Origin of the sequence: Deinococcus wulumuqiensis R12 (assembly GCF_011067105.1) — a bacterium.
Taxonomy (GTDB): Bacteria; Deinococcota; Deinococci; order Deinococcales; family Deinococcaceae; genus Deinococcus; species Deinococcus wulumuqiensis.
Genome location: NZ_CP049359.1, coordinates 112,501 through 137,529 on the forward strand (window position 1 = coordinate 112,501; position 25,029 = coordinate 137,529).

A 25,029-nucleotide genomic window follows, 5' to 3' on the forward strand; every position below is an offset into this window, starting at 1 on the left:
AGCGGCCTATACCCAATGGTTCGTGCAGTTTTAGGCGGCTTTGAGGCCGAAATTTAGCGGACTGGACGGCAGATGTTCTAATTCTTCAAAGCGGGCCGAGAGATCCAACTTGGACAAAATCACTTGGGCCAGCAGGGCGTTATACGCCCTGCGTTTCATGTCTTCGAGACTGAACACCAGATTCTGTCCGCCCTCTGCTGCTCGCAGGGCCTCAAGGCGACAGAGGTTCAGGGTCAGCAAGACCACGTTCCAATGCGCCTCAATGCCTGGCTGTGACCGCAATTGCACATCCTGGCTCCCCAGGAACTGCTTGGCATCCCGGAAGATCAGTTCAATCTCGAAACGGCTCCGGTACAGCGCCATGATCTCATGAGCGGGCATCGTCACAGCGGTGCTGTTCAGCACCGCGTAACCCGTCACTTGACCCTTTTTACCGACCTGCTGGATGACGACTGCACGCACTTCTCGCGCCCACTGCACGCTCCAGACCACCTGAGTCCACACCCGCTCGGTCGACGTTTCAGAAACGAGGTCAAAGCGCTGCAAGTCGCTGAAATCCACCTTGCCGTCGAACTTTTTTGGCCGTCCGCGTCGTCTGGGATGCTCGCCGGTATAGAGATACTTGAGGTTGGCGTTGCGAGGAAATCTGGAGATGAATGGGAGACCGTGACCGGTCACGGTCTCCACCATGGATTCTTTCGCATAGTTCCCATCCGCAACCACAGCGGCCAGATCAAGCCGTGGAACAGTCTGGAGATCAAGCAACACGTCATCCAGCTGGTCAGCGGCCTGTTCCAGACGACTCGGGGCCTCAGACCCGGTCCGGGTCTGACGGACATCGACCGTAAATGCCTGTCGGTGCTGGACGTCAATCAGGGCACAGCAGGATTGCTCGATCCCACGTTCGGTCCGTGCGGCACAGCCATTCCAGAACGAGCCGAGGTGTGCGGTGTGCTGACCAGATTTGCGGTGAAAAGAGGCGTCGATGGCCAGAACGCACAGTGGGCTGATCAGCCCACTCTCAATCGCCGTGCTCACAGTCGCCCGGTGTACTGCGCCCCAGGGAATGGCCCCGGGGTCACTTCGGTGCAGCCAACGACGGATCGTACTCTCTGAGCAGGCCGCATATCGGGAGAGGTTCAGGACGTTCAGCCGTCCAGGAACAGCGAGAAATACGCTAAGCAGCACGGTCAGAAAATTCCGCTGCGTCTTGCGCAGCGGGACCGCGCTGAGAACGTACTGTAGGATAGCCATTAGACCCATTGGAAGCGGTGTGTTCACAGCCCCATTTTCGGTGAGTCTTTCTTTGTGACCTCAAAACTGCACGAACCATTGATCGTACCTTTGTCGGTTTTTTCCAGTTTAAGCCGACCAAGACGCGATTCGGATATGGGGGCAGTAGCCTGCTTACAGCTCCACGAGCAAAATGGCTTGTGCCAGACGCAACGCTTCCGATTTGCCTTTCTGGAGCGCGGTGAGTAAAGCTGCTGCCCCAGCATCATCGAGTTCGTTGACCGCAGCAATAGCCTTACTCGATACAGCCCTCCCCAGATGCAGCTTGAGCAAAACCAACGACGTCCCACGAGGATCCTGGGCGTGCTCCGATTCTGGCTCTGGCTCTTTGGACGGCTTGCGCTTTACCGTAGCCTTCCTGGGGCTTTCTGGGGCATCGGCGGCCATGTAGCCCCACTTCTTGGGATTGCGTACCGCGTCCACAATAGAGGCGGCCAGTGACCGGGGTTTCCAGCCACCAGTAAGGCGCTCATCAATGATGCGAAGCGCGAGACGGATGCGATCTGGATGATCAGCCGCCAGAGTCTCAGCCACAGGACGGGTAACGTTACGAGCGATGAGGATATCCACCAGTTCCGGCTCGGGAGGAGCTGAGAAGGTGTATTCCAGCTTTGCAGCCCGGCCACGGCCTTCAAACGAGACATTCTGAAGGTACTTCTCGGCCATCAAGCGTTCATGGGCAGCATCCAACGTGCGACGGGCATTATCGAGGCGTTCGTTCTCAAGGCCGCAGGCGCTCAACCAGTCCTTGAGCTGAAAAGTGAGTTCACTGGCGAGTGACCCAGAGCTGGTAAGGCGATGCGCCTGAAGAACCCGGTAAAGACTCCTCGCCTGCGGCTGACCCAGGCGTGAAAGAAGTTCGCCATCCAGCATCTGAAATAATCCATCCCGAATGGAGGCCGCGAAGCTGGGAACAAACGTAATCTTGATAGGTGAACTGTCCGAGAGTTCGCGTTGATCGAAAGGTCGGTGCGATCCAGTGGTTTGATCCATGACCTCCATCTCAGCGATGATTCCTGTGGTCGTCGTCTGACCGAAGTGGCGTTTACGCTTTTCATCGAATTGGGTACGAATAAGCGTCCACTTGACGCCGCTCAGCCGCATGAGGGCGTCACGTAGGGATGCGTAGTACTGGCCGTTACGAGAATGACCGCTTGCGGCGAGCAACTGGGCCGCAGAGATCTCAATTTCGTTATTTTCAGGACAGCCTGCCCTGAAAAATATGGTCTGGAGCGCGAGAAGGATATCTCCGTCACGGCCATGCGGGCGGCCATGGAAGGCACTGCCCATCACGCGGTACATCACGTCGCCAATGGTGTAATCCGTAACCCATGTCGTCTCAGTGGGTGCCAGGTCGCGTTGCACGCTGATGATCCCTGCCCTGGTCAGGTCGAGTTCATTGATCCGGAGTTCCAGTTCCACCTTGATTTGATCTTACAGTCAAAAGAAAAAAGAATTGATTTGATTGTCAATCAAGGGGCAAAATTTAAGCCAATAACACTGTGTTTGTCGGGAAACGAGCGGACGAATCCCTCAGTTCTGTCTCGTCTCTGCCTCAAAAGTGTCTCGTGAATCCCTCAGTTCTGTCTCGCTTTTCCCTCAAAAGTATCTCGGTCATACCCGGCATAAGCGTGGTTTTTTATCTTCACTAGCGACAGAACTGAGGGATATGTGCGATAGAACTGAGGGATTCACGAGACAGAACTGAGGGATTCGGACACCAAACTTGCGGCAATGCGCACAGCTCCTGGCCGTATCCCAGGATCATCTCCAGCTAGATAAATCTTGCTGTGACACTTTCCGAACAGTTCTGCAGGTTCTGGCAACTTAACGCTGATAGGCTGCCGAGCTGTGACTGACCGGAAGCCCTATCGACATCGATTCCCGCTGAGTGTCATTGGGTATGCCCTGCGGCTCTACCACCGCTTCCCCCTCAGCCAGCGGGACGTTCAGGAACTGCTTCACGAGCGTGGTGTTCAGGTCAGTCACGAGGGTTCTGGCAACTTAACCTGAGTGAGGCCGGAGTAGCTCAGCAGGTGGCTTGATTCTCAAGCCACCTGCTGCATCGCCTCTCGCAAGCGGAGAAGAGCTGCGGATTGATGGCTTCGTCTGAGGGTGGCGGGAACGGTGGTTCGCGTGTGTCGATGGAGGTTCGAGACTCGGGCGTGCAGGGCGAGGAATTCTTGTGTTCGTTTCCGGCGCTTGAAGGCCAGTTGGCCTCGTTCTTGCTGCCGGGTGGGTCGATGAGATTGCTCCACCAGATTGTTACAGCGGGCGGTGGAAACGACCTGAACGTGCTCCACGTCGTGGAGCACGGGAATCTCACGCAGCGCCGCCCCATAGCTCCACAGCTTGTCGGTATGGATCACCTCCGGCACGTCGTATTCCCCCAGGAGGCGGACAAAAAAGGACTTGGCCGCCTGGGTGTCTCGGTGTTCCTGAAGCAGAATGTCCAGCACGTCCCCGTATTCGTCGACCGCTCGCCACAACCAATGCTTGACCCCGCCGACCTTGACGCAGACCTCGTCCAGATGCCATCGAGAATCCCGGCGGGGTTCTCGATGGCGCAGTTCCTCGGTCAGGAGTGGGGCGAACTTGATGTTCCACTGACGGAGGGTCTCGTGACTGACCTGAACACCACGCTCGTGAAGCAGTTCCTGAACGTCCCGCTGGCTGAGGGGGAAGCGGTGGTAGAGCCGCAGGGCATACCCAATGACACTCAGCGGGAATCGATGTCGATAGGGCTTCCGGTCAGTCACAGCTCGGCAGCCTATCAGCGTTAAGTTGCCAGAACCTGCCATACTAAAATTGCATAATTCTAACTGTGCAAAATTATGTAATTTAAGAGTGCAGTATGGGGCGGATTTGACCATCCATCCTGCTTCCCCGTTCAGTCACAGGCTTTCTTGGAGTGATGACTGACTTGGCTCTCCTCGGATAGAACCGCAGTGACAGGATCCAGGAGCGGAGAGAGGTGCAGTGATCGGTAAGCTGAGCATTGGAATGGACGCCGCAAGTCTGTATGTCAAACCAGTCATAGAACGCCTAGCACGGGCCGATTCGAAAGCTCAGGCGTTTGGCACCTGGTTTTGGCACCGGCGAGCGCTGAAGGACTCCCGGCTCATCCTTGCCCTTCCAGACGGCATTAGGTTTCCCGTTCCCAACCAACTTGACCTTCCAGATGGCGCCTACCTGCGTGGGCTCTATCGCAGTGACCACTTGGTCTACCTTGACAACCGCACCGTATGGCAAACATTCGCGCCGGGTGGCACGACCATCGTGCAGGATTACAGCATCACTTTCGACACGCAGGTCGTTCGCTATCTCGCCCTGGCCATTGAAGGCGCGAGCCACCCTATGGCGCATGCCATCCGCAGCGCCCTGACCTATCTGAGCGCCCGCGGCTGGAACTGGGACTTCTGGGCCTATATCGAAGAAAACGCAGATCGCCTGACACGCACCCAGGTGTATGCCAGTCGGAACTTCCGGGCCAATCTGCAAGCCATCGAGATCGTCAAGGATCTTGATGAGCCTTACTTCCTCGCCACTGGCGTATTGCGGCCACAAGCGGGTGACCGTGAGATCGACCAGCGGGTCGAGCGCCTCCTGGTGTATATCGAAACCCGCCCGGACAGCCTCAAAGCCTATTACCGCTCCCTTCAGCGGTTATGCTACCTGGTCCTACTGGTGATCAGCTGGATTCACCTGAAGCAGCCCAAACGCCCGGTCAAAGCGAAAATTCAGGAACTACTGCGTTTCTTCGATGAGGAACTCTGCACCATGCTGCCCCGGGAATTGGTGTACGGCATTCGTCTGTTCGAAGAAGGACACCGCCTGTCCTTCTTCAGCCGTGTTCAGCGGTCGCACCCGCAACTCCTCGAGAGCCTCCAAAACATGGCTTGGGACCTCCTCACTGCCCGCCGTATGGAGATGCATCAGGGGGTAGGCGCGGTTGAGGGCCGTTATTACCTGCAGTATCTGCTGACTTACGACCAGGACCTGGTTCACCTGATGGACGCTTATAGCCTCAAGGGCACGTTGCTGCTCCCGGATGGCCAGGCCATGCCTTTTCCCGCTGTCGACCTGCAGGAAGTCTTTCAGCGCCACGACTTTTCCTACCTGGACGTGAAGCCGTATTTCGACCGCTCAGGGCGGCAGCGTCGGATTGATCAGCATGCCGAACGGCGCCCTGATCTAGACGCTCTGATTCATAGTTACGAGACGCGACTCAAAGGGGTTTGACTGGAGCCATTGGGAATCGGGTGACGAGCGCTTTGAGGTTGACCCGATTTTGCGCAGATGGAGATAAGCCCCCACGAGAGGAGGCACCATCATGACCACCCGCAGAATCCACAGCGCTGAGTTCAAACGAGATGCAGTGCAGCTCGCCCGAACCAGCGGCAACCTTTCCGGCACCGCCCGCGATCTTGGCATCAGTGTCTCCCTCCTCCGAAAATGGCGGAATGCGCAGCAGACCCACGGGGAAAGCGCGTTCCCGGGACAGGGCCGTCAGGCCCTGAGCCCCGAGCAGCAGGAGATCCAGCGGCTCCGCAAGGAAAACGAGATCCTGCGTCAGGAGCGTGAAATCCTAAAAAAGCCACGGCCTGTCTTGGGCAGAACAGCACCCGTATGGGGCTTGCCCGCTTCTTTGCCAAAGAAACCACACGCTGAAGTACCAGTTCATCCACGCTCACCGCACGCAGTACCGCCTGGACGTGATGTGCGCCCTTGCTGGAGGTGTCGGTGAGTGGGTACCACAGTTGGCGAAGAAGGCCGATCTCGACGTGCACGCAGCAAGATGCGCTGCTGGAGCAGCGCATCCAGGACGTTTACCAGCGCAGCAAAGGACGGTACGGGGCGCCGCGCATTCATGCGGAGTTGCAGTCCGAGGGGCAGCGGGTGTCCCGCAAGCGGGTCGCCCGCCTGATGCGCGGACAGGGTCTGCGAGCGAAGGGAAAACGACGGTTTGTGCGAACCACGGATGGTGGCCATGCCCTGCCGGTCTGCCCGAATCTGCTGGCGCGCCAGTTCGACGTTGCGCAGCCGAATCAGGTGTGGGCGTCGGACCTGACGTTCCTGCCGACCCGGGAAGGCTGGCTGTACCTGGCCGTCACCCTGGACCTGCATTCGCGGGCCATGGTGGGCTAAGCGATGGACACGCAGATGTCTGCCACACTGCCACTGGCGGCCCTACAGATGGCGGCCCGGCGCCGTCTTCCGTCTCCCGGACTGGTGCATCACAGTGACCGGGGCAGTCAGTATGCGAGTGGGCTCTTTCAGGCAGCACTGGCCCGCATGCGGGCCAGAGGAAGTATGAGTCGCAAGGGGGATTGCTGGGATAATGCCGTGGTGGAAAGCTTTTTCAGCTCCTTGAAACGGGAGCTGATGGACGAGAACATCTTTGAGACTCGGGAGGTGGCCCGTCAGGCCGTGTTCGAGTTCATTGAGGTCTTCTACAACCGCCAGCGTCGCCACTCGACTCTCGGGTACTTGACGCCCTACGAGTTCGAACGGCAAGCTACTGCTGCTTAACTTCAGCTACGCAATATCGGGGCAAGCCCATGGCTCTACATTTACGCCTTTGTGAACCCCGAGTCTGGAGAAAGTCGGTTCTACCTGGTTCCAGTGCTCAACAAGGACGCGTATCAGGCGGTGATGGCTGCTTTTGCTCAGAGTGTCGGTGCAGGGCCAGAACATCATGTCCTGGTCGTTGAGGACGGCGGCGGCTTTCATGTCCCTGCACTGCAGGGACATCCAGCAGGCATACAAACGGTGACTCTGCCGCCCTATTCTCCCGAGTTGCAACCCGTTGAACGGCTCTGGAAACTGACCGATGCAACGCTAGCAAACCAATGTTTCGAAAGCCTGGATGACCTTCAAACAACACTCGGCGAACAGTGCGCTTGGCTGGAAACTCAGCCTGACCTCCTCACCCGACACACCCTTTTCCACTGGTGGCCCTTGTGCAGGAATTAATCGGAATCCGTATGAACACCCCGCTGCAAGCCGTTGCCCGGGTCTCACCCCACGAGCAGAGAAGGCCGAAAAAATGCTCCTGCTCCGCCCTCTTTACACTGCCCCCCCCGAACTCGGCCCCCACCCCTGCCGCCGCCGACGGTGAAGCTCTGTCCCGCCACTCCGCCAGCAGCGGAAGGGGGGGGCAGCGGTCTCCGGCGCCGGAACATCAACTGCTCGCACTCGTGTAGCTCGCCACCGCCCTTTGCCAGAACAGCCGCGTGGCGACGAACAGCGCGAGAGCCAGCAGCGGCGACACCAGCGCCAGCGCGGGCGTGAGCTGCCCGGTCACGGCCTGCGCGGGAACGGTGGTGATCAGCGTGACCGGAATGACGAACGTAAGAAAAAAGCGCACCGGCAGCGGAAACGACGTGGCCGGAAACCGCGCCGCGCCGAAGACGCCGTTGAACAGTTCGGTGGCGTTCTGCGTCTTGACGAACCAGAAGGCCGTGGTGCTCAGCGCCAGCCAGATGCAGTACACGATGACCAGCCCCGAGAGGTACAGTCCCGCCGCCGCCAGCACCCCGCCCGGCGTGACGGGCAGGCCCGCCGCCGCGTAGACCAGCAGCCCGGCGCCAATCAGCAGGTCGGGAAAGCGCAACACGTTGAGGTGCCGCGCCGATACATTGAATTGCGCGTCAATCGGCTTGAGCAGCGTGAAATCCATGTTCCCGGTGCGGACATTCTCGGCAATCCGGGACATGTTGGGCTGGATGGTTCTGGCAACTTAACGCTGCTAGGCTGCCGAGCTGTGACTGACCGGAAGCCCTATCGACATCGATTCCCGCTGAGTGTCATTGGGTATGCCCTGCGGCTCTACCACCGCTTCCCCCTCAGCCAGCGGGACGTTCAGGAACTGCTTCACGAGCGTGGTGTTCAGGTCAGTCACGAGACCCTCCGTCAGTGGAACATCAAGTTCGCCCCACTCCTGACCGAGGAACTGCGCTATCGAGAACCCCGGCGGGGTTCTCGATGGCATCTGGACGAGGTCTGCGTCAAGGTCGGCGGGGTCAAGCATTGGTTGTGGCGAGCGGTCGACGAATACGGGGACGTGCTGGACATTCTGCTTCAGGAACACCGAGACACCCAGGCGGCCAAGTCCTTTTTTGTCCGCCTCCTGGGGGAATACGACGTGCCGGAGGTGATCCATACCGACAAGCTGTGGAGCTATGGGGCGGCGCTGCGTGAGATTCCCGTGCTCCACGACGTGGAGCACGTTCAGGTCGTTTCCACCGCCCGCTGTAACAATCTGGTGGAGCAATCTCATCGACCCACCCGGCAGCAAGAACGAGGCCAACTGGGCTTCAAGCGCCGGAAACGAACACAAGAATTCCTCGCCCTGCACGCCCGAGTCTCGAACCTCCATCGACACACGCGAACCACCGTTCCCGCCACCCTCAGACGAAGCCATCAATCCGCAGCTCTTCTCCGCTGGCGAGAGGCGATGCAGCAGGTGGCTTGATTCTCAAGCCACCTGCTGAGCTACTCCGGCCTCACTCAGGTTAAGTTGCCAGAACCGTCCGGGTGATGCCGACAGACCACAGCAGGCCTCGTTCGGTCAGTGCATGACGGAATTGGGCGTTCACGCCGTATCCCGCGTCCGCCAACACCATACCGAAGGTCACGTGTTCGCTCACTCGGTCCAATTCCTTCAAGGCCAGCTCCCACTTGGTCTGAGGCAGCTGGTGTTCCAGAGGAACACCAGCTGCCTCCAAGCGAGCCGGATCACGGGTCCATTGCTGCGGGAGGAAGAGCCGTAATGCGACTGGTACGGGAAGCTCATGTTGGGCGAGGGTCAGGGAAACGAGACATCGACAGGTAGTAATCTTGCCAACCTGTCCGGAATATTGACGAGCGACACCGACCGATTTGGTGCCGAACTTCGTCAAGCACGTGTCGTCAATGATCAACACAGCGTCCTTGCCGCCCAGCATCTCTTCAGCCCGTTGTGCCAGGAGGGTCTCCAAGGGACCGGTGGACCAGGGACTGTCGGTGATGAACTGCTGAATGTGGTCTTCCTTTCCCGGTGCCACGACAGCTGCCAGGGGTTGCATGCTTTTTCGATGAGCTGCACTGCACAGTCCTCGTACATACAGAGGTGCCCAGTTACGCTGGGCCCGGTGACGGAAGTGCGTCAGGAAGGGCGCAAACCAAGTAGGAAAGTGTCGGGTCCAGGGTGGCAGAGACCGTGGCATAGCAAGGAGTCCAGCATCGGTGATGCTGGACTCCTTGTTCCTGACCTGAATATCCCCAAAGTACAGCTAGGATAGCCTCACGTGGGCCTCGCTGATGAGCGCACCGAAGGACTTCATCGTCTCCAGAGTTATATGGGTTTCCTACGCTGTATTTACCCTGGCAATATGTTGTCGATTCTCTTCACAAATAATGGGACTCCGTTAACTGCTCAAAAAGATTCGATTTCATGGGTCGGGTTGACCTTCTTCAGCCCTTGAAAAACCTATGTCCATCGAACGGGTTTTTCAACCCAACGGAGTCCCATTAACACTAACCCCATGTAGTACGGGATTTAAGCTGCGCCATTTATGGCATATCGAGCCACTTCAAGTACGGTTTCTGCTGGGGTCTTCAGAAGTTCGCTAGGCTCTACCTTATGTAGCCCGCCGCCGTAGACTCGCCCCTCACGCTTCACCACTTCTCCGCCCAATGCGTTGAGTTCCTCCCACACAGCCTGTTGAACGGCGCGACCACGGGTTAACAATGATGCCATCTCCCCTTTCGGGTACAGCAACAGATAAACGTTGGTAGCTGTCGCCTGGGACTCGTTGAGGATGAACCTGAAAGGATTTCCGCCCGCCCGTCCTCGTCCCATATAGGTACACAGGAATAGTGGCGGCGGACGCTGCTCCTGTCGATACCAGGGATTGCGCTTTTCACAGAGGTAACGAGCACTTACGCCTCTTTGCTTCCCCTCCTGTAAGTAGGCCCAAAGTTCAGGAAATTGCTCTCTGACATGATCAGGCGGTAGATCGCAATCCAGTAAGACCTGCACTGTATCGAGAGCTGGAAAACCGTCGTCACGCCCCAGAATGTGGTCTGATTTCAGGTGACGCGGGCTGGGCAGGACAGGGCGGAGGTACTTCTTGGGAAGTTTGAGGGCATCAGCCTGCTGCTCATCCATAACAAAGTAGGTGTTGTCGCCAGTCGCAATGCCCCGGCGAACATCAAAAAGGTCACCTAGGGTGATTCCCCTATTCTCAACCACTTCATGCTGAAGGCTCAGCCCTGACCACTTCTGGTCAGCGGTCAAGTCCTCTATCGGCCAGGAGGTCTCATTCGCTGGGTTAAGGAGCTGATCGCCTGAGGTGAAGCGCACCTCATGACCGTGCTGTACAGGCGTCATGCGGTAAGTCACGATGGCCGACGATACCAGTGCGTCATCGAACTGCGTGGTGGTGTGGGTGAAGGTGTGGATGCTCAGCAAGGTCACCTGCTTAAGCAAGTATTCCTTCAGGGCCTTCCCGTACCCCACGTCCATAAACTCCGTTGGAATCAGCCAGACTCCGATTCCGCCAGGTTTAATCCACGAATGAGCCAGCAGCATGAAGTAGCCATAGAGGCCCATATAGCCGTTTGGCTGCACGCCGGAGCGCGACTCCGCCAGGCGGCGAAGGTGCTTCTTCTCCAACTGATCTAGATGATGGTGCCGAACATAGGGCGGGTTGCTGATCAGCAGATCGAACTGTTCTTCTGGCGCTGGTGGGAGCTGGGACGTGAAGTTCCCGGCATTCACCACCAGCCCCAATTTCCCCCAAAGCGAACGCGCTTCCTGAGCTACTTCGCTATCGACCTCGAATGCCGTGCCACGAAGGTCGCGCCCCTCCGCTTTCTTCAGGAGGGCCTCCCAAAGGCTCCCCAGTCCCACCGCAGGTTCCAGCACCTCGACAGTAGAGCGATCAGGGAAGTAGCTCAGTGCATGCTGTGCCACATCTAGGGCGAGCTGATCTGGCGTAGCGAACTGTCCGAGGCGATTGCGTTCCTCTTTGCTGCGCTTACGATCTAGAAGGTACTGGAGCGCTCGCCTTCGCTGCGTCACTTCCTCCCGGTGATGTTGATTAGGGCGGGCGATGGTGGTCATAGGCCCAAGTGTGTCATGTCGTCAGGTCGGTGTTCCCAAATCCAGTCGATCCCTTCGGCAGCTTCGTACCCAAGGTAACCAGCGTCGAAGTAGCCACACAGGAACAGAACGAACCGGACATCCGGCCCATACTTGGCGCGGAGTTGCGCGAATTTCTGTGCCTCTTCCTTCCGCCGCTTGTTGGTGTTGGTGAAGTCCCCAGCGGACTTGGCCTCGATCAAAATGGGGAAATCGCCCTCCTGAGCCGTATGAGGTTGAATCACCGCATCGACTGGAAGGTTGATCGGCTTGCCTGTCTCGGGCTGCTCGACCGGCACGTTCAGGCGGAAGGAGAACGTCCCCGGCGGCATCTGGCGGAAGGTCAGACCCGGTTGAAGCTGCACGTAATTCCGGGCCGTCAACCAAGTGCGAATAAGGGCAAGCTGCCGCACTTCCTGGGCGTTACGAATGATGGGGTCAGCCAGCACCCCACACAGGCGATCCGCCACGATGGCGGCGGCCCGCTGCACCTGTTCCTCTGAAGGCGAACTATTGCCCGCCAGCCAAGGAAAAATGTAGTCGTCGGTCAAGCGGCGAATGACCACAGCAATGCGAGTAAGTTGGTCGTCAAGAACGTCGTTTGCCATTCGCTGTGGGAGCTTTGGAATGCCTACTTCCGAAGCCTCCATGGTCTGAACCAGACTCTTGTTTACCCCCGAGAGACCTACCAGTCGGTCGAGAGCAAGTGGGGGCGCAGTACACATACGGAGAACGCGGAGCACGCCCGGACGCTGCCTGAGCGTGGTGAGGGTCAGGTCAGCCAAGTATTGGGTGTGTTGCAGGTCTTCGAGTACAGTGCCTGCCGTCTTCTGGCGGGCGGTGCGGAAAGCATCCGGGGCAAAGGCCATAAACCATGTGTTGTAAAGATCAACCGAAGCAGTCACATCTGCCTTCCACTGCTGAGGTTTATCGAGATTAACGGGCATCAGTAGTCAGTGTATGCCATAGCGAAAGTGCCTCCGTGGGCGTCGCACGCACACCACAAGCCACTTTCCAAAAAATGTGATCAACTCGTCTAGGTGTAAAACAGGGTAAGGAGCCTTGTCTTTGAGGAGTTCGCTGGGAATGTTGCTCATCACGTACGCCGGTCGCACCTCCCATCCATCCAGATCATAAACACCGGGTAGTTGTCTGGAACTATGACCGACAGGGGTTGAAAAGGGAGCGCCCGGAGCCTATCTCCGGGCGTGTTTTCATCTCTCCCGCTCGGGTTCTGGCAACTTAACCTGAGTGAGGCCGGAGTAGCTCAGCAGGTGGCTTGATTCTCAAGCCACCTGCTGCATCGCCTCTCGCCAGCGGAGAAGAGCTGCGGATTGATGGCTTCGTCTGAGTGTGGCGGGAACGGTGGTTCGCGTGTGTCGATGGAGGTTCGAGACTCGGGCGTGCAGGGCGAGGAATTCTTGTGTTCGTTTCCGGCGCTTGAAGCCCAGTTGGCTTCGTTCTTGCTGCCGGGTGGGTCGATGAGATTGCTCCACCAGATTGTTACAGCGGGCGGTGGAAACGACCTGAACGTGCTCCACGTCGTGGAGCACGGGAATCTCACGCAGCGCCGCCCCATAGCTCCACAGCTTGTCGGTATGGATCACCTCCGGCACGTCGTATTCCCCCAGGAGGCGGACAAAAAAGGACTTGGCCGCCTGGGTGTCTCGGTGTTCCTGAAGCAGAATGTCCAGCACGTCCCCGTATTCGTCGACCGCTCGCCACAACCAATGCTTGACCCCGCCGACCTTGACGCAGACCTCGTCCAGATGCCATCGAGAACCCCGCCGGGGTTCTCGATGGCGCAGTTCCTCGGTCAGGAGTGGGGCGAACTTGATGTTCCACTGACGGAGGGTCTCGTGACTGACCTGAACACCACGCTCGTGAAGCAGTTCCTGAACGTCCCGCTGGCTGAGGGGGAAGCGGTGGTAGAGCCGCAGGGCATACCCAATGACACTCAGCGGGAATCGATGTCGATAGGGCTTCCGGTCAGTCACAGCTCGGCAGCCTATCAGCGTTAAGTTGCCAGAACCGTGCCTACGAAGAAGGGGAGGTTGCCACTGCGACTCCAGCTTGTCGCGCTGCGCGTGCGGTCACGGTCAACGACCGCAACTCCTCCTCTCCCCTGCTTGGAGAGATGTCCCGCAATGTGAATAGCAGACGTGGTTTTTCCAACGCCCCCTTTCAGGGAAGCCAACGAAATGAGAAGTCTCGACATGGTGACTAGTATATATATATATACATACAAACATACAAGTAGGTTTGTATACAAATATACTAGTATATCTGTGAATATATATTTGAGGAGAGGTGAATACCCCCCTTCACGGGGGCAGTCAGGTGGCTAGCGCCTCGCTCAGGATGTAGTTCAGATACTGCCTCGGCTCGGGCACTGCCTCGGCTCGGGCTCAGTGGAGGCTTTTGCTGCCTTCTCCATGCCAGAGTTTTGTTCCTTTCCCTTACAGCAATGGTTCGTGCAGTTTTGAGGTCACAAAGAAAGACCCACCGAAAATGGGGCTGTGAACACACCGCTTCCAATGGGTCTAATGGCCATCCTACAGTACGTTCTCAGCGCGGTCCCGCTGCGCAAGACGCAGCGGAATTTTCTGACCGTGCTGCTTAGCGTATTTCTCGCTGTTCCTGGACGGCTGAACGTCCTGAACCTCTCCCGATATGCGGCCTGCTCGGAGAGTACGATCCGTCGTTGGCTGCACCGAAGTGACCCCGGGGCCATTCCCTGGGGCGCAGTACACCGGGCGACTGTGAGCACGGCGATTGAGAGTGGGCTGATCAGCCCACTGTGCGTTCTGGCCATCGACGCCTCTTTTCACCGCAAATCTGGTCAGCACACCGCACACCTCGGCTCGTTCTGGAATGGCTGTGCCGCACGGACCGAACGTGGGATCGAGCAATCCTGCTGTGCCCTGATTGACGTCCAGCACCGACAGGCATTTACGGTCGATGTCCGTCAGACCCGGACCGGGTCTGAGGCCCCGAGTCGTCTGGAACAGGCCGCTGACCAGCTGGATGACGTGTTGCTCGATCTCCAGACTGTTCCACGGCTTGATCTGGCCGCTGTGGTTGCGGATGGGAACTATGCGAAAGAATCCATGGTGGAGACCGTGACCGGTCACGGTCTCCCATTCATCTCCAGATTTCCTCGCAACGCCAACCTCAAGTATCTCTATACCGGCGAGCATCCCAGACGACGCGGACGGCCAAAAAAGTTCGACGGCAAGGTGGATTTCAGCGACTTGCAGCGCTTTGACCTCGTTTCTGAAACGTCGACCGAGCGGGTGTGGACTCAGGTGGTCTGGAGCGTGCAGTGGGCGCGAGAAGTGCGTGCAGTCGTCATCCAGCAGGTCGGTAAAAAGGGTCAAGTGACGGGTTACGCGGTGCTGTTCAGCACCGCTGTGACGATGCCCGCTCATGAGATCATGGCGCTGTACCGGAGCCGTTTCGAGATTGAACTGATCTTCCGGGATGCCAAGCAGTTCCTGGGGAGCCAGGATGTGCAACTGCGCTCACAGCAGGGCATTGAAGCGCATTGGAATGTGGTGTTGCTGACCCTGAATCTTTGTCGGCTGGAGGTCCTGCGGGCGGCCGGTGGCGGGCAGGATCTGGTGTTCAGTCTCGAAGACATGAAACGCAGGGCGTATAACGCCCTGCTGGCCCAGGTGATTTTGTCCAACTTGGACCTCTCGGCCCGCTTTGCAGAATTAGAGCATTTGCCGTTCAGTCCGCTAAATTTTGGCCTCAAAGCCGCCTAAAACTGCACGAACCATTGTTACAGCAGCTCCTTGAGTTCCACGCCGACGCCCTGAGCGAGGCGCCACATATTATCCACGGCGATGTTGCGCTGGCCAGACTCAACTTGGCTGATGTAGCTCCAGTTGACGCCTGAGGCTTCCGAGAGGTCTTCAAGCGTCATGTCCTTGGCGCGGCGGATGGCCCTCAGCTTTTTCCCGAAGGTCAAACGTGCGGGCGAGGGGGTGCCCTTGGCTGTCATCCCTCCAGCGTCGTGCGGACGACTGTTTCTGCTCCAGTTAATCCTGGTAAAAAAATTATCAATCTGAGTAAAATAGAAGAGATCAATGCCTGGAGGTCACCCTATGAACCGACTGCTCGCATCCGTCTTTCTTCTTCTTGGCACGGCGCAGGCAGCGCAGGCAAACTGCAAAACGTTGCTGCTGACCGGTACCAGTCTCTCCTACACGACCGTAGGAGTATTCCCGAATGCCCCCGAAGACAAGGATTTTCGCTTTCTGAAGGAGGGCAGTACGGTTGGACCGCAGACGGTCTGCGGACTGACCTTTACCCCTGACCGCAAGGCGGGAACCGTGACGATCACGGGCAAGACGTTTGCGCTATTTGGGCAGCTGTTCAGCAAGTACGTGCCAGCGAACGCCAAAGGGCGGCTCGACATCACCAATCAGTTCGTGTTCGGTGGATCTCCCGAGGAGCAGACACTGCAATTTAACCCCTCGAAGCGCACGCTGGCTTATAAGGCGAAGCCAAACTGGGCCTCCAAAACAACGGCTGCCGTCAAGATTGACGGTGGGCCACTCAAGCCACTTTTCTTCAACGACAAGGGCACCCCAGTGAGCTATCCGGCGAGCGCACGGGTCGTAGACATGTACGTACGCGCTGAGAGTGGTGGCTACCACTTCTGGAACCGCGTTCGGATCGACCTGAAACGTCCTAGCATTACCGTGTACGACGAAGCCACCATGCCGAGCAAGTAAAAAGAGCTAAGGCAAAAGACAACCCCTGAATACTACTGGTATTCAGGGGCCCAGCGCTGCACATCCGCAACGACTGTAATCAGAGTTTTGAGGCAGCGCGACTCCGCTTCCAGCTGGTCGAAGGCCCGCCCCTTGCTGGGGGGCTGTCAATGTGACCCGGCACCAGAGACCTGCCGACATCCTGGAGAACGACTCCGGGTGGCAGGAACGCCCGACGGACGTTGTTAAGTGCGGCCCAGTGTGGGCGCATCAGGACGCTGTCCAGTGGCTGAGTGTGACTCCAGCACGTCGGTTTTTGTCGGAGCAGGGAGCGCAACTGTGGCGGTGTGCATCCTGCGTCTGAGGTTGTTTGACCCGATGCCATGTGCCGCGAACACATGCAGGTCAAAACGCCCACCAGTGACCCGGTGTACAGGGTCCCTGCCGACGGTTCGCGTAACCGTCCAGTGGTGAGGGTTGAGCTCTGTTGATACGTTCGTGAGTCCGACGCTCGAGGCTCGACGATCGGTGCATGTTTGACCACATCCCGAGCAGGAGTCACCCTGCGCAGCATGCTGACGTTCCGGGGGCCAACCCGTCGCGTCCTGGTGCTCGGCAATGCGTGCCGTAAATCCTCGCAGATGTTCCCAGCCAGGCGGAGTCCCTGACCTTTCACCGATGGTAGTTTTCGGCCTGACTTTGCAGTCAGCACACCGCACTTGAAGGGCAGCCCCAACTCGTTCGGCTTGAACCTAGTAACCACCGCTCCCACTCCTGGCCGCCCACTCAAAAAACGAGTGTCTGACGTGTAGCCAGCAGCTTCCCACGTTAGCCAACTCTTCTGCCCGCTTTCGCGGAGGTGTAGCCCGACCAGCAGGTGTGGACGATTCGCTGTGCAGTCAGTCCGAAGACCTTTAGCCCCGCAAATGTTCCGAACTCGGGGTTTACCCTCGCCCACACTGTCCACGTCTCTCGACGGCCTGAATGTGTCCATCCAGTCCTGACCACTTGCACCTACAGACCGCAGTCTGAACACCCCATAGCCACAGTGCTTGCGGCCCTTACTGGCTTGAGCTATCCGTCTATCTGCCCAGGTTGCCCCTTGCAGTACAAACTGACCCTTTGCGCGTTGGTCATCACCCAACGTCACGCCGTTCAGTCTCATGCCGTCACCGACATGCTGACGCCCACCAGTGGGGGAGATGTTGCACCGTTCCCAGCGCCCCACCCCGTATTTCCAAAATGGCAGGGTTAGATGTGTCACCACATCGCCCGTTTCCGTGTCGCCCAACATCACCGAGGGATTAGGTAGAAGGGTGGGTTTGCACCACCCAGCCCCTGCTGCAGCCGCGCCAGCGAGGTTTCCCCAGCACGCAGCTACGTCGGTTTGAGCCTGATGGCGAGTCAGCCTCATGGTTGTCTGCGAGGACAGCACCATGGGTTGAGCGTACCGGCCTTTGTGCCCCAAATAGGAACATTCTTTATACGCACTGAAATTACATGCACAGAACGCTACTTTTCATTTTCCCCTAATTCAATGGTCGTTTGACTGAGGAGGAGATTGACAGGATACCCATGGGGTGCCTGTTAGCCTGTGGCATCTCAAAAATTTTTGTGAGTGGTGGGAGGGGGGGTTGCGTAGTACACCCTCGCGCGTTCATCTATAGGTATGTGCGATACCACACCACCGTTACGAGCGGTCTACGCGCAGTTGCACAACTAGCGCGTGCATCGCCCTGGGTTGCCGTCATTACAGCACCCATTGCCAACGCCTCTCAGATTGCGGCGCGTCAGGTACAGCGGTATCCGACCATCTCGGCCGATCACGGAACCCGGACGGCCCTGCGGCGGGCGGGACTCCCCGCTGTGCACCTGGTGATCATGCCGCCTGATGCACAGACGGTCACGATGCTGCTTCTGAGCAATGTCATACCGCTGGAAAGCCGTGAAAACTGGCAACTGGCGCTGGATCCGGATTGGCCCCTCATCTGGCGCAACTACCAGCTGGCACGGTCGCCGTCGGGGGCAGTTACCTGGCGGCTCAGCGAGCAGGCACGCGGACACTACCGGCAGCGCATCAATCGCCTGATCACCGGGCGCGGCGGCGTGCCTGCTCTGGGGCAGCGGCCCTACCAGTTACCCCCAGAAACGGCGCGTCTGCAGGTGCTGCGGCTGGCTGAACATCTGTGCCACTACCCAGGTTTTTCGGGTATCCGCAGCGATGTTTTTGCTCTGGCGCAGCACAGCACGCGTGTTTGGAAGAGCACTCACAGTGATGAGCCGTATCCATTCTGGCCGACGATGCCATACGCGCGATTTGCTCGGCCACAGACTGCACCATTGGCCAGTCTCAATCAGGAGGAGAACAACTATGAAACGGAGGTTCTGGCAACTTAACCTGAGTGACGCCGGAGTAGCGCAGCAGGTGGCTTGAGAATCAAGCCACCTGCTGCATCGCCTCTCGCAAGCGGAGAAGAGCTGCGGATTGATGGCTTCGTCTGAGTGTGGCGGGAACGGTGGTTCGCGTGTGTCGATGGAGGTTCGAGACTCGGGCGTGCAGGGCGAGGAATTCTTGTGTTCGTTTCCGGCGCTTGAAGCCCAGTTGGCTTCGTTCTTGCTGCCGGGTGGGTCGATGAGATTGCTCCACCAGATTGTTACAGCGGGCGGTGGAAACGACCTGAACGTGCTCCACGTCGTGGAGCACGGGAATCTCACGCAGCGCCGCCCCATAGCTCCACAGCTTGTCGGTATGGATCACCTCCGGCACGTCGTATTCCCCCAGGAGGCGGACAAAAAAGGACTTGGCCGCCTGGGTGTCTCGGTGTTCCTGAAGCAGAATGTCCAGCACGTCCCCGTATTCGTCGACCGCTCGCCACAACCAATGCTTGACCCCGCCGACCTTGACGCAGACCTCGTCCAGATGCCATCGAGAACCCCGCCGGGGTTCTCGATGGCGCAGTTCCTCGGTCAGGAGTGGGGCGAACTTGATGTTCCACTGACGGAGGGTCTCGTGACTGACCTGAACACCACGCTCGTGAAGCAGTTCCTGAACGTCCCGCTGGCTGAGGGGGAAGCGGTGGTAGAGCCGCAGGGCATACCCAATGACACTCAGCGGGAATCGATGTCGATAGGGCTTCCGGTCAGTCACAGCTCGGCAGCCTATCAGCGTTAAGTTGCCAGAACCGGTGAACGTCAGATGGATACAGTCTATTACTGGAAGGGTCGAGAAGTGGCGACTTAAGAGCTGACGCTTTCTACGCTCGTCTAAGCCTCCGTTTGCGCCTCATGTTTGATACGCTAGGAGCCGAGTGAAGACGCGTTTTGGTCCAGATGGAATCCACTTCTTTGATCGCACAACAGGATGGAACTTGCTCCTTGACGAGTGCAGCATTCCAGAAGAGCAGTGGTCCATTGCGCCCCGGCAGGTATCCATCGCCTTAACCAACGTATGCGACCTCTCCTGCTCCTACTGTTACGCGCCAAAGTCTCGTTATCGATTGGAACTCGCGCGTTTAAGAAGATGGCTGCTTGAGATTGACGAGTTAGGTTGCTTCGGAGTTGGTTTTGGTGGTGGAGAGCCAACTCTTCATCCCGATTTCGCAGAAATCGTCAGCTTCACGGCTGCCCAAACCGAGCTAGCTGTAACCTTCACAACGCACGGTCATCATCTGAATACCCAACTGGCCCGACACTTGGATGGTTATGTTCACTTCATCCGCGTCAGTGTCGACGGAGTCGGGGCCACCTACGAAGCGATGAGGAAAAGGTCTTTCCAAGGGCTTCTGAAACGGCTTGAAACAGCCCGCTCACTGGCCCCTCTCGGGTTGAACATGGTAGTGAACACCAAAACAGTCGGTGACCTGCCTGCTGTGGCGGCACTGGCTGAAACACTCGGCGCACGAGAACTGCTCCTCCTGCCAGAGGAATCCACCGTAGGTCGCGCTGGCATCGGGGCAGACACCCTTGAACTGTTGAAAATGTGGGTGGAGACATATAGAGGACCTGTCCCTCTCACTATGGGCGAGTCCAGAGCAGCGTCCTTTCCCATATGTCGTGCTCTTCCCAAGGAACGGCCCCTTGACTCGTATGTACATATTAATGCGGCTGGCGAGCTGCTGCCAACATCGTTTAGCCCGCTAGGAGTCACCTTGGGGGAAGGTACTTTCTACTCCGCACTTCGCAAGCTTCAGTTGCAATCCAAAGGGGAGAGCCAATGAAAATTTGGCAGGGTTACGGTTCGGAACATTCCATGAATCTGGTAATGGTCGGGAGTTTCGAGACAGAAGCAGACGCCGACAATGTGCAGCAGCTCATTCGGCGGATCACCAGTCAGGTTGATATCGCCGTCGATGAGGGAGTTCTGGGAGTTGGCGAGAACAACCGGGAGTTCGGAGAAAGCTTGCGCACCCTCCTTCGTGAGCTGGACCTCTTCATCCTCAATTCGCATGAGATGGAGCAGTTCAGGTACGACGTCAGTATTGAAGTCAAGGGCCGTCGTCTCGTGCTGACAACCGATGAGATCGATGTTTCCGCGTTCTTGAAAATCCTCGTCGACCAGGGCGCGAAGGTTGAGGTGTACTCGGCACACCATCATCACGGCACGGATCTGGGCCCTGATACCAGTGGGAGTTGACGGATGCCCGGCTTGAACTGGACGACCTTCGAAAGCCTGCCCGGCGCGGCGGACCAGAATTTCGAGATGCTGTGTCGGGCCATCATCCGGCGCCAGTTTGAGGATTATGGACGCTTCAGGGCACTGGCCAACCAGCCTGGAATCGAGTTCGACCTCAGGGTGGAGAAGTCGGGTGGTCTCGGGGAACCGCAGGACTGGTTCGGGTGGCAGTGTCGGTGGTACGACCTACCACCAGGCCGGTCTCTCGGAACAACCAGGAGAAGGAAGATCGTCGAGGCCATCGATACGACCAAGCAGCACTTCCCAGGTCTGACCCACTGGGTGCTTTGGACGCGACACCCTCTCACCGCTGGGGACCGGGCCTGGTTCGACGGCATCACGACCCATATGCAATTGCTGTCGTGGACAGCGGCAGAGATCGACGAGTATCTCAATGGGCAGGCGGCTATCCTCCGTGAGACCTACTTCGGCGAGTTGATCCTGACCCCCGGCCTGCTTCACGAGCTGCATGGCCGCGCCCTGGCACCGGTGCAGAAGCGTTGGCAGCCGGAGGTGCACCAGATGGTGAACGCCGAACGGGCGCTGCGTGCAGCTCTCGCGGACCCCGAGAGCTGGGATAAAATTTCAGAGGTTCTCGCCCATCTGGCGAAGGAAATTGCTTTCCTGAAAGCCAATCGTCACAATGCGCCTCCCGCTTACACCACACAGGTGGAGCAGTTCATCACTGAGGCTAGCCAGGTCGCCGCGTCCGCAGAAGCGGTGGTGAGCCTGTTGAGGGAAGGCACTCTAGACGCACTCCGTGACCTGCTGCCCACCCAGGTCAGTCCGTTCAGTGGACCATCCCGCGTCCTTCCTCGCCGCCTCCGGGCCGCTCGTTCACCGCTAGGTCTGGAGGTGACGGATGCTCTCGCGCACGCAGATCAACTCCTGGATCACTTCACCGGGCTGGGGCGGCACCTGAAGATCAGGATGGTTGGGATCGTCGGGGAAGCGGGGATGGGGAAAACGGAACTGGCAGTTGCGCTTAGCCTCCCTCAGGGGAAGCATCCGGCTGGTGTCCTGTTGCACGGCAACAATCTTGCGGCCCGCGGCTCACTTGATGACCTTGCCTCCAGAGTGGTCATTGCGGGCAGGCAGTGTCCGAACATGGAAGCCCTAGTGGCGGCCCTTGATGCGGCTGCCCTGCGCTCCGGCTGTCGCCTTCCGCTAGTGATCGACGGCCTGAACGAAGCAGAAGACCCCCGGCTCTGGCGGGCAGGACTCGCTTCCTTGAGTGAGACGCTCAGAAGTTACCCACGCGTGTTGGTCGTTTGCACAGTTCGTCCGGCGTTCGAGGAGGAAGCACTCCCGGATCAACTCCCGAAATTGACTCTGAAGGGTTTCCAGGACGACCTGCGGAGTGCCATGCACCTGTACTTCGAACACTACCGGATTGAACCGGGGGAGGCGACGTTCCATCGTGATTTGATCAATCATCCCCTGACCTTAAGGTTGTACTGCGAGGTGACCAACCCCGAACGACGGGACACGGTGAGGGCCGAAAGCATGCCGCGTACCCTCAGCGCCCTGTTCGAGCGGTACTTCGACCAAGTCGCCCAACGGATTGCCGAACTCTCGTCCTCAGCGCGCCGAATGCATGCCGAGGACATTCACGGCGCCCTCCGCACCATCGGGCGAATATTGTGGGATTCAGGTCGCCGATCCATAGGGAAAGAGGCTCTGAGGACACATCTCGACCCACCTCATATTGGTTGGCACTTCAGCATGGTGCGACTTCTGGAGGACAACGGCGTACTGCTCACGGGTGCAGGACACGGGGAGCACGATGGGCCGCAGATCACCCTCCTCTACGACCTGATGGCAGGGCACGTCATCGCGGAAGCGTTGATCCTGGGCCAGAGCGCGAAGACGTTCGCAAATTGGTTTCGCCAGCCGGAGACGGCCGATCTCTTCTTCTCCAAAGATCGGACGCATCCCCTTGCAAGTGACGTGTTCAAGGCCCTGATCACCCTGCTCCCGCGCCGCTTTCGGGGAACCCAGGTGTGGCAACTGGTAGACGAGCCCCTTCGCCGGCGGGCACTGCTCGGGACTATGGGGCTGGAGGCGGGTCTCCTGGATCAGGAAACAGTCCTCGCCCTGGCCGACCTGCTGAAGGCCGAACCTGGACTGCTGCGCGGGCACCTGAAGTTTCTGAAGGAGAGCCGGACCCTCACCGAGCACCCGCTGAACGCCCACTTCGCGCACAGGGTGCTCGACGCCCTGTCTGTGTCTGAACGCGATCTGAGTTGGTCGGAGTGGATTCGGGGGGAACAGGAGGAGACGTTGCGGTGGATCGCCGCCACTGAGCAGCGGTGGCGGGAGGCGGAGCCGCTCGATGAGGTGGATGATCTGAAGGCACAGTGGATGAGCTGGTTGCTGACCTCCACGGTGCAGAGACTGCGTGACTTTGCGACCCGCGCCTTGCACTGGTACGGGCAGAAGCGCCCGGCCCCCTTCGTTGAACTCGTCACCCAGATGGTCGAGGTCAACGACCCCTACGTGGTCGAGCGCATTCTCGCGGCGGCTCTCGCAGCCGTGCTGCCATTTCGGCACGTGTCGTCCGACCACCCGGTCATTCGGGAACACCTGCCTACCCTCGGGCGGGTCGTCTACGACCGCTTCTTCGCGCCGGGAGCCGCAGCCGCTACCACCCACATCATGACCTTGGATTACGCTCGCCGGATCGTGGCCTTTCTGCTGGAGCGGCACCCGGACGTCCTCGCTGAGGAGCGGCGCAGGGCCCATCCCCCGTTCCCTGAGGACCTCAAACGCGAATGGGGGGTCAGCGAGGACCTTGACGAGGGGCGCTACAAGGAGGGGGACTCGCCGCTCGGGTTCGACTGGCACAACTACACCCTCGGCCGTCTCGTGCCCGGCAGGGCTCCCTATGACGACGACCATGGCGACTACCAGTTGGTCAGATCGCAGGTGTTGTGGCGCATCTACGACCTCGGATACACCCTCCAGGCGTTTTCCAGCGTGGATCGGGAGATCGCCCGGCGGAATTACGGCCGCGAGGAAGACCGTGGCAAGACCGAGCGCTACGGCAAGAAGTACGCCTGGATCGCGTTCTACGAGCTGGCAGGCAAAAGGTTTGAGGCTGGGCAGCTTGAGGAGCACACCGTGGAGGACTTCGCCTCCCTCGACCCCAGCTTCCCGGGGCCGCCGCGCCCCGTTACGTTTGCGGGTCCGTCGCTGCTCGGTCCGGATCAAGGTAACACTGTGGAGTGGCTGCTGAGCCCGAGCGCCCCAGACCTTGGTCCCTGGTTGATAAGGGGCGAGATTGATGGAGCGCCGGGGCCATGGCTCTTACTGGACGGTGAGCTTCGGCAGGAGGACCAGAACGCCGGAAGGATGATCAAAACCTTCATCCGGACGCTGCTGGTCGAACCCTCACGGGTCAATGAACTGCGGGAGTTGTGTGCCGACCCACGGGCCAAGCTGAACTGGTTCCCTGAGCCTCCGAGCCTGGCGGGCACCTACGCCGCCCATCTCCCCCCCGAAGTTCCTGCCGTGATCGAACTCGACTTCCATGTGAACGAGGGGAAGCAGCTCGTGGAAGAGGAGGTGGGCTGGTTTTTGCGTGACGGTGAAGAGATCGGCATGGCAGAAGTCAGAGAACTGATCTCCATAGGAGAAGGTGCAGCCGCCAAGCGGAAGACAGAACAGGGCCAGAAGAGAGCATGGGAGCGGGCCATCCTGAAGGAGATGGAGCAACGCCACCTCACTTTCGGCCCCGTCACCCGCCGTCAGGAAAGAGAGGTAATCAGGCGATGCCCAGTGGGGGTACTCAGCCCGGTTGCGAGCGGAAGTTGGCCAGAGGGCAGAAGTGCGGCGAATCCGGCGTGGCGCGCCACCGTGCCCGCCCGGCTGCTAACCGCCTTCCATAGGTGGCACCCTAGACCGAAAAGCTTCGACTTTGAGGATGTCAGTGGTCGCCTTCAAGCGATGTATCTCGAATCCCAGCAGGGGAGTTTCTGGACCAACTGGCAAAACTTCACCTACGCCCGGGCAGATGCAGTAGTGGAGTTGGCAAAGGCGAAGAACCTGAGCGTCATTTGGTTCGTTCACGGGGAGCGATCGAGAAGCACGGACGCCTTCCAGAGTAACTGGCGAACACGTGATAAAGGGGAAGTTTATTACAACGGGTACAGAGAAATTGCGATTCTCGATCATATACCTTGAGATCAGTTAAAATCCTATCTTGAAGT

Annotated in this window: 20 protein-coding genes and 3 pseudogenes (1 of these 23 only partly in view); 12 read left to right on the forward strand and 11 right to left on the reverse strand. The window is 58.6% G+C overall.

Translation table 11 applies throughout. The features are described 5' to 3' along the window. Positions 1-34, forward strand: partial view of a hypothetical protein gene (locus tag G6R31_RS17060; protein WP_264149127.1) — the 3' end only. 89 nt of this gene lie to the left of the window's left edge; 34 of the gene's 123 nt are visible here — the last part of the coding sequence; its start codon lies beyond the left edge, outside the window; its stop codon occupies positions 32-34. On the opposite strand, the gene G6R31_RS15755 is transcribed toward G6R31_RS17060, so the two are convergent. Together G6R31_RS15755 and G6R31_RS15760 are read right to left on the reverse strand one after the other, a co-directional pair. Further along, a complete protein-coding gene (locus G6R31_RS15755; RefSeq protein WP_164994033.1) occupies positions 31-1,263 on the reverse strand; it encodes a transposase in 1,233 nt (410 codons plus the stop codon). The two genes, G6R31_RS17060 and G6R31_RS15755, sit on opposite strands and share 4 nt — an antisense overlap. Positions 1,264-1,407: 144 nt before the next feature. After that, positions 1,408-2,715, reverse strand: a complete 1,308-nt coding sequence (locus G6R31_RS15760; RefSeq protein WP_017872066.1) for a replication initiator protein A — start codon at positions 2,713-2,715, stop codon at positions 1,408-1,410. Positions 2,716-3,144: 429 nt separating this feature from the next. On the opposite strand from G6R31_RS15760, the pseudogene G6R31_RS15765 reads away from it, so the two are divergent. After that, positions 3,145-3,282: pseudogene (locus G6R31_RS15765) on the forward strand (IS6 family transposase); the annotation flags it as partial. Positions 3,283-3,341: 59 nt separating this feature from the next. On the opposite strand, the gene G6R31_RS15770 reads toward G6R31_RS15765, so the two are convergent. Continuing rightward, positions 3,342-4,052 carry an IS6 family transposase gene (locus G6R31_RS15770; protein WP_164994034.1) on the reverse strand — a complete coding sequence of 237 codons (711 nt, stop codon included), beginning with the start codon at positions 4,050-4,052 and terminating at the stop codon, positions 3,342-3,344. Positions 4,053-4,272: 220 nt separating this feature from the next. Between G6R31_RS15770 and G6R31_RS15775 the strand changes: the two genes are divergently transcribed. From G6R31_RS15775 to G6R31_RS15785, 3 genes and pseudogenes are all read left to right on the forward strand, one after another. Beyond that, positions 4,273-5,535, forward strand: a complete 1,263-nt coding sequence (locus tag G6R31_RS15775) for a hypothetical protein (protein WP_017872037.1) — start codon at positions 4,273-4,275, stop codon at positions 5,533-5,535. A gap of 91 nt (positions 5,536-5,626) precedes the next feature. Continuing rightward, positions 5,627-6,825, forward strand: a pseudogene (locus G6R31_RS15780) (IS3 family transposase). A gap of 15 nt (positions 6,826-6,840) precedes the next feature. Next, a complete protein-coding gene (locus G6R31_RS15785; protein ID WP_081703145.1) occupies positions 6,841-7,269 on the forward strand; it encodes a transposase in 429 nt (142 codons plus the stop codon). 208 nt (positions 7,270-7,477) lie between these two features. On the opposite strand, the gene G6R31_RS15790 is transcribed toward G6R31_RS15785, so the two are convergent. Beyond that, positions 7,478-8,023 (reverse strand): ABC transporter permease, encoded by a 546-nt coding sequence (locus G6R31_RS15790; RefSeq protein ID WP_318826280.1) that lies wholly within the window; start codon positions 8,021-8,023, stop codon positions 7,478-7,480. Between the two features lie 36 nt (positions 8,024-8,059). On the opposite strand from G6R31_RS15790, the gene G6R31_RS15795 reads away from it, so the two are divergent. Next, positions 8,060-8,770, forward strand: coding sequence for an IS6 family transposase (locus G6R31_RS15795; RefSeq protein WP_164994035.1), 711 nt, complete (start codon positions 8,060-8,062; stop codon positions 8,768-8,770). A 55-nt stretch (positions 8,771-8,825) separates the two neighbouring features. Here G6R31_RS15795 and G6R31_RS15800 read toward each other — a convergent pair. From G6R31_RS15800 to G6R31_RS15820, 5 genes and pseudogenes are all read right to left on the reverse strand, one after another. After that, positions 8,826-9,503, reverse strand: a pseudogene (locus G6R31_RS15800) (IS701 family transposase); the annotation flags it as partial. 332 nt (positions 9,504-9,835) lie between these two features. Beyond that, positions 9,836-11,404: an Eco57I restriction-modification methylase domain-containing protein gene (locus G6R31_RS15805; RefSeq protein ID WP_017872021.1), complete on the reverse strand. Its 1,569-nt coding sequence runs from the start codon at positions 11,402-11,404 to the stop codon at positions 9,836-9,838. After that, a complete protein-coding gene (locus G6R31_RS15810) occupies positions 11,401-12,369 on the reverse strand; it encodes a XamI family restriction endonuclease (RefSeq protein WP_017872022.1) in 969 nt (322 codons plus the stop codon). Before G6R31_RS15810 ends, G6R31_RS15805 begins: the two co-directional genes overlap by 4 nt. A gap of 339 nt (positions 12,370-12,708) precedes the next feature. Then, positions 12,709-13,419 (reverse strand): IS6 family transposase, encoded by a 711-nt coding sequence (locus tag G6R31_RS15815; RefSeq protein ID WP_164994036.1) that lies wholly within the window; start codon positions 13,417-13,419, stop codon positions 12,709-12,711. Positions 13,420-13,439: 20 nt separating this feature from the next. Next, the gene (locus G6R31_RS15820) at positions 13,440-13,640 is read right to left on the reverse strand and encodes a ParA family protein (protein WP_081608368.1); all 201 of its coding nucleotides are present in this window, start codon (positions 13,638-13,640) and stop codon (positions 13,440-13,442) included. A 319-nt stretch (positions 13,641-13,959) separates the two neighbouring features. Between G6R31_RS15820 and G6R31_RS15825 the strand changes: the two genes are divergently transcribed. Beyond that, the gene (locus tag G6R31_RS15825; RefSeq protein WP_164994043.1) at positions 13,960-15,192 is read left to right on the forward strand and encodes a transposase; all 1,233 of its coding nucleotides are present in this window, start codon (positions 13,960-13,962) and stop codon (positions 15,190-15,192) included. A gap of 17 nt (positions 15,193-15,209) precedes the next feature. On the opposite strand, the gene G6R31_RS15830 is transcribed toward G6R31_RS15825, so the two are convergent. After that, complete coding sequence (locus tag G6R31_RS15830) at positions 15,210-15,431, reverse strand: helix-turn-helix domain-containing protein (RefSeq protein WP_017872032.1); 222 nt, start codon at positions 15,429-15,431, stop codon at positions 15,210-15,212. Between the two features lie 103 nt (positions 15,432-15,534). Here G6R31_RS15830 and G6R31_RS15835 point away from each other — a divergent pair, with 103 nt between their 5' ends. After that, on the forward strand, positions 15,535-16,167 hold the full coding sequence (locus G6R31_RS15835) for a hypothetical protein (protein ID WP_017872033.1): 633 nt from the start codon (positions 15,535-15,537) through the stop codon (positions 16,165-16,167). A gap of 1,845 nt (positions 16,168-18,012) precedes the next feature. Beyond that, positions 18,013-18,543, forward strand: coding sequence for a hypothetical protein (locus G6R31_RS15840; RefSeq protein ID WP_017872034.1), 531 nt, complete (start codon positions 18,013-18,015; stop codon positions 18,541-18,543). Between the two features lie 40 nt (positions 18,544-18,583). Here G6R31_RS15840 and G6R31_RS15845 read toward each other — a convergent pair whose 3' ends face one another. Continuing rightward, entirely contained in the window at positions 18,584-19,294 is a 711-nt protein-coding gene (locus G6R31_RS15845; RefSeq protein WP_164994030.1) for an IS6 family transposase, read from the reverse strand. A gap of 160 nt (positions 19,295-19,454) precedes the next feature. Here G6R31_RS15845 and G6R31_RS15850 point away from each other — a divergent pair, with 160 nt between their 5' ends. From G6R31_RS15850 to G6R31_RS15860, 3 genes are read left to right on the forward strand one after another with little or no spacing between them, the layout of a single operon-like run. Then, positions 19,455-20,363 (forward strand): radical SAM protein, encoded by a 909-nt coding sequence (locus G6R31_RS15850; protein WP_081608342.1) that lies wholly within the window; start codon positions 19,455-19,457, stop codon positions 20,361-20,363. Beyond that, positions 20,360-20,779: a DUF6375 family protein gene (locus tag G6R31_RS15855; RefSeq protein ID WP_025567861.1), complete on the forward strand. Its 420-nt coding sequence runs from the start codon at positions 20,360-20,362 to the stop codon at positions 20,777-20,779. Before G6R31_RS15850 ends, G6R31_RS15855 begins: the two co-directional genes overlap by 4 nt. 12 nt (positions 20,780-20,791) lie before the next feature. Further along, on the forward strand, positions 20,792-25,003 hold the full coding sequence (locus tag G6R31_RS15860; protein ID WP_152423827.1) for an NACHT domain-containing protein: 4,212 nt from the start codon (positions 20,792-20,794) through the stop codon (positions 25,001-25,003). Positions 25,004-25,029 lie beyond the last annotated feature (26 nt).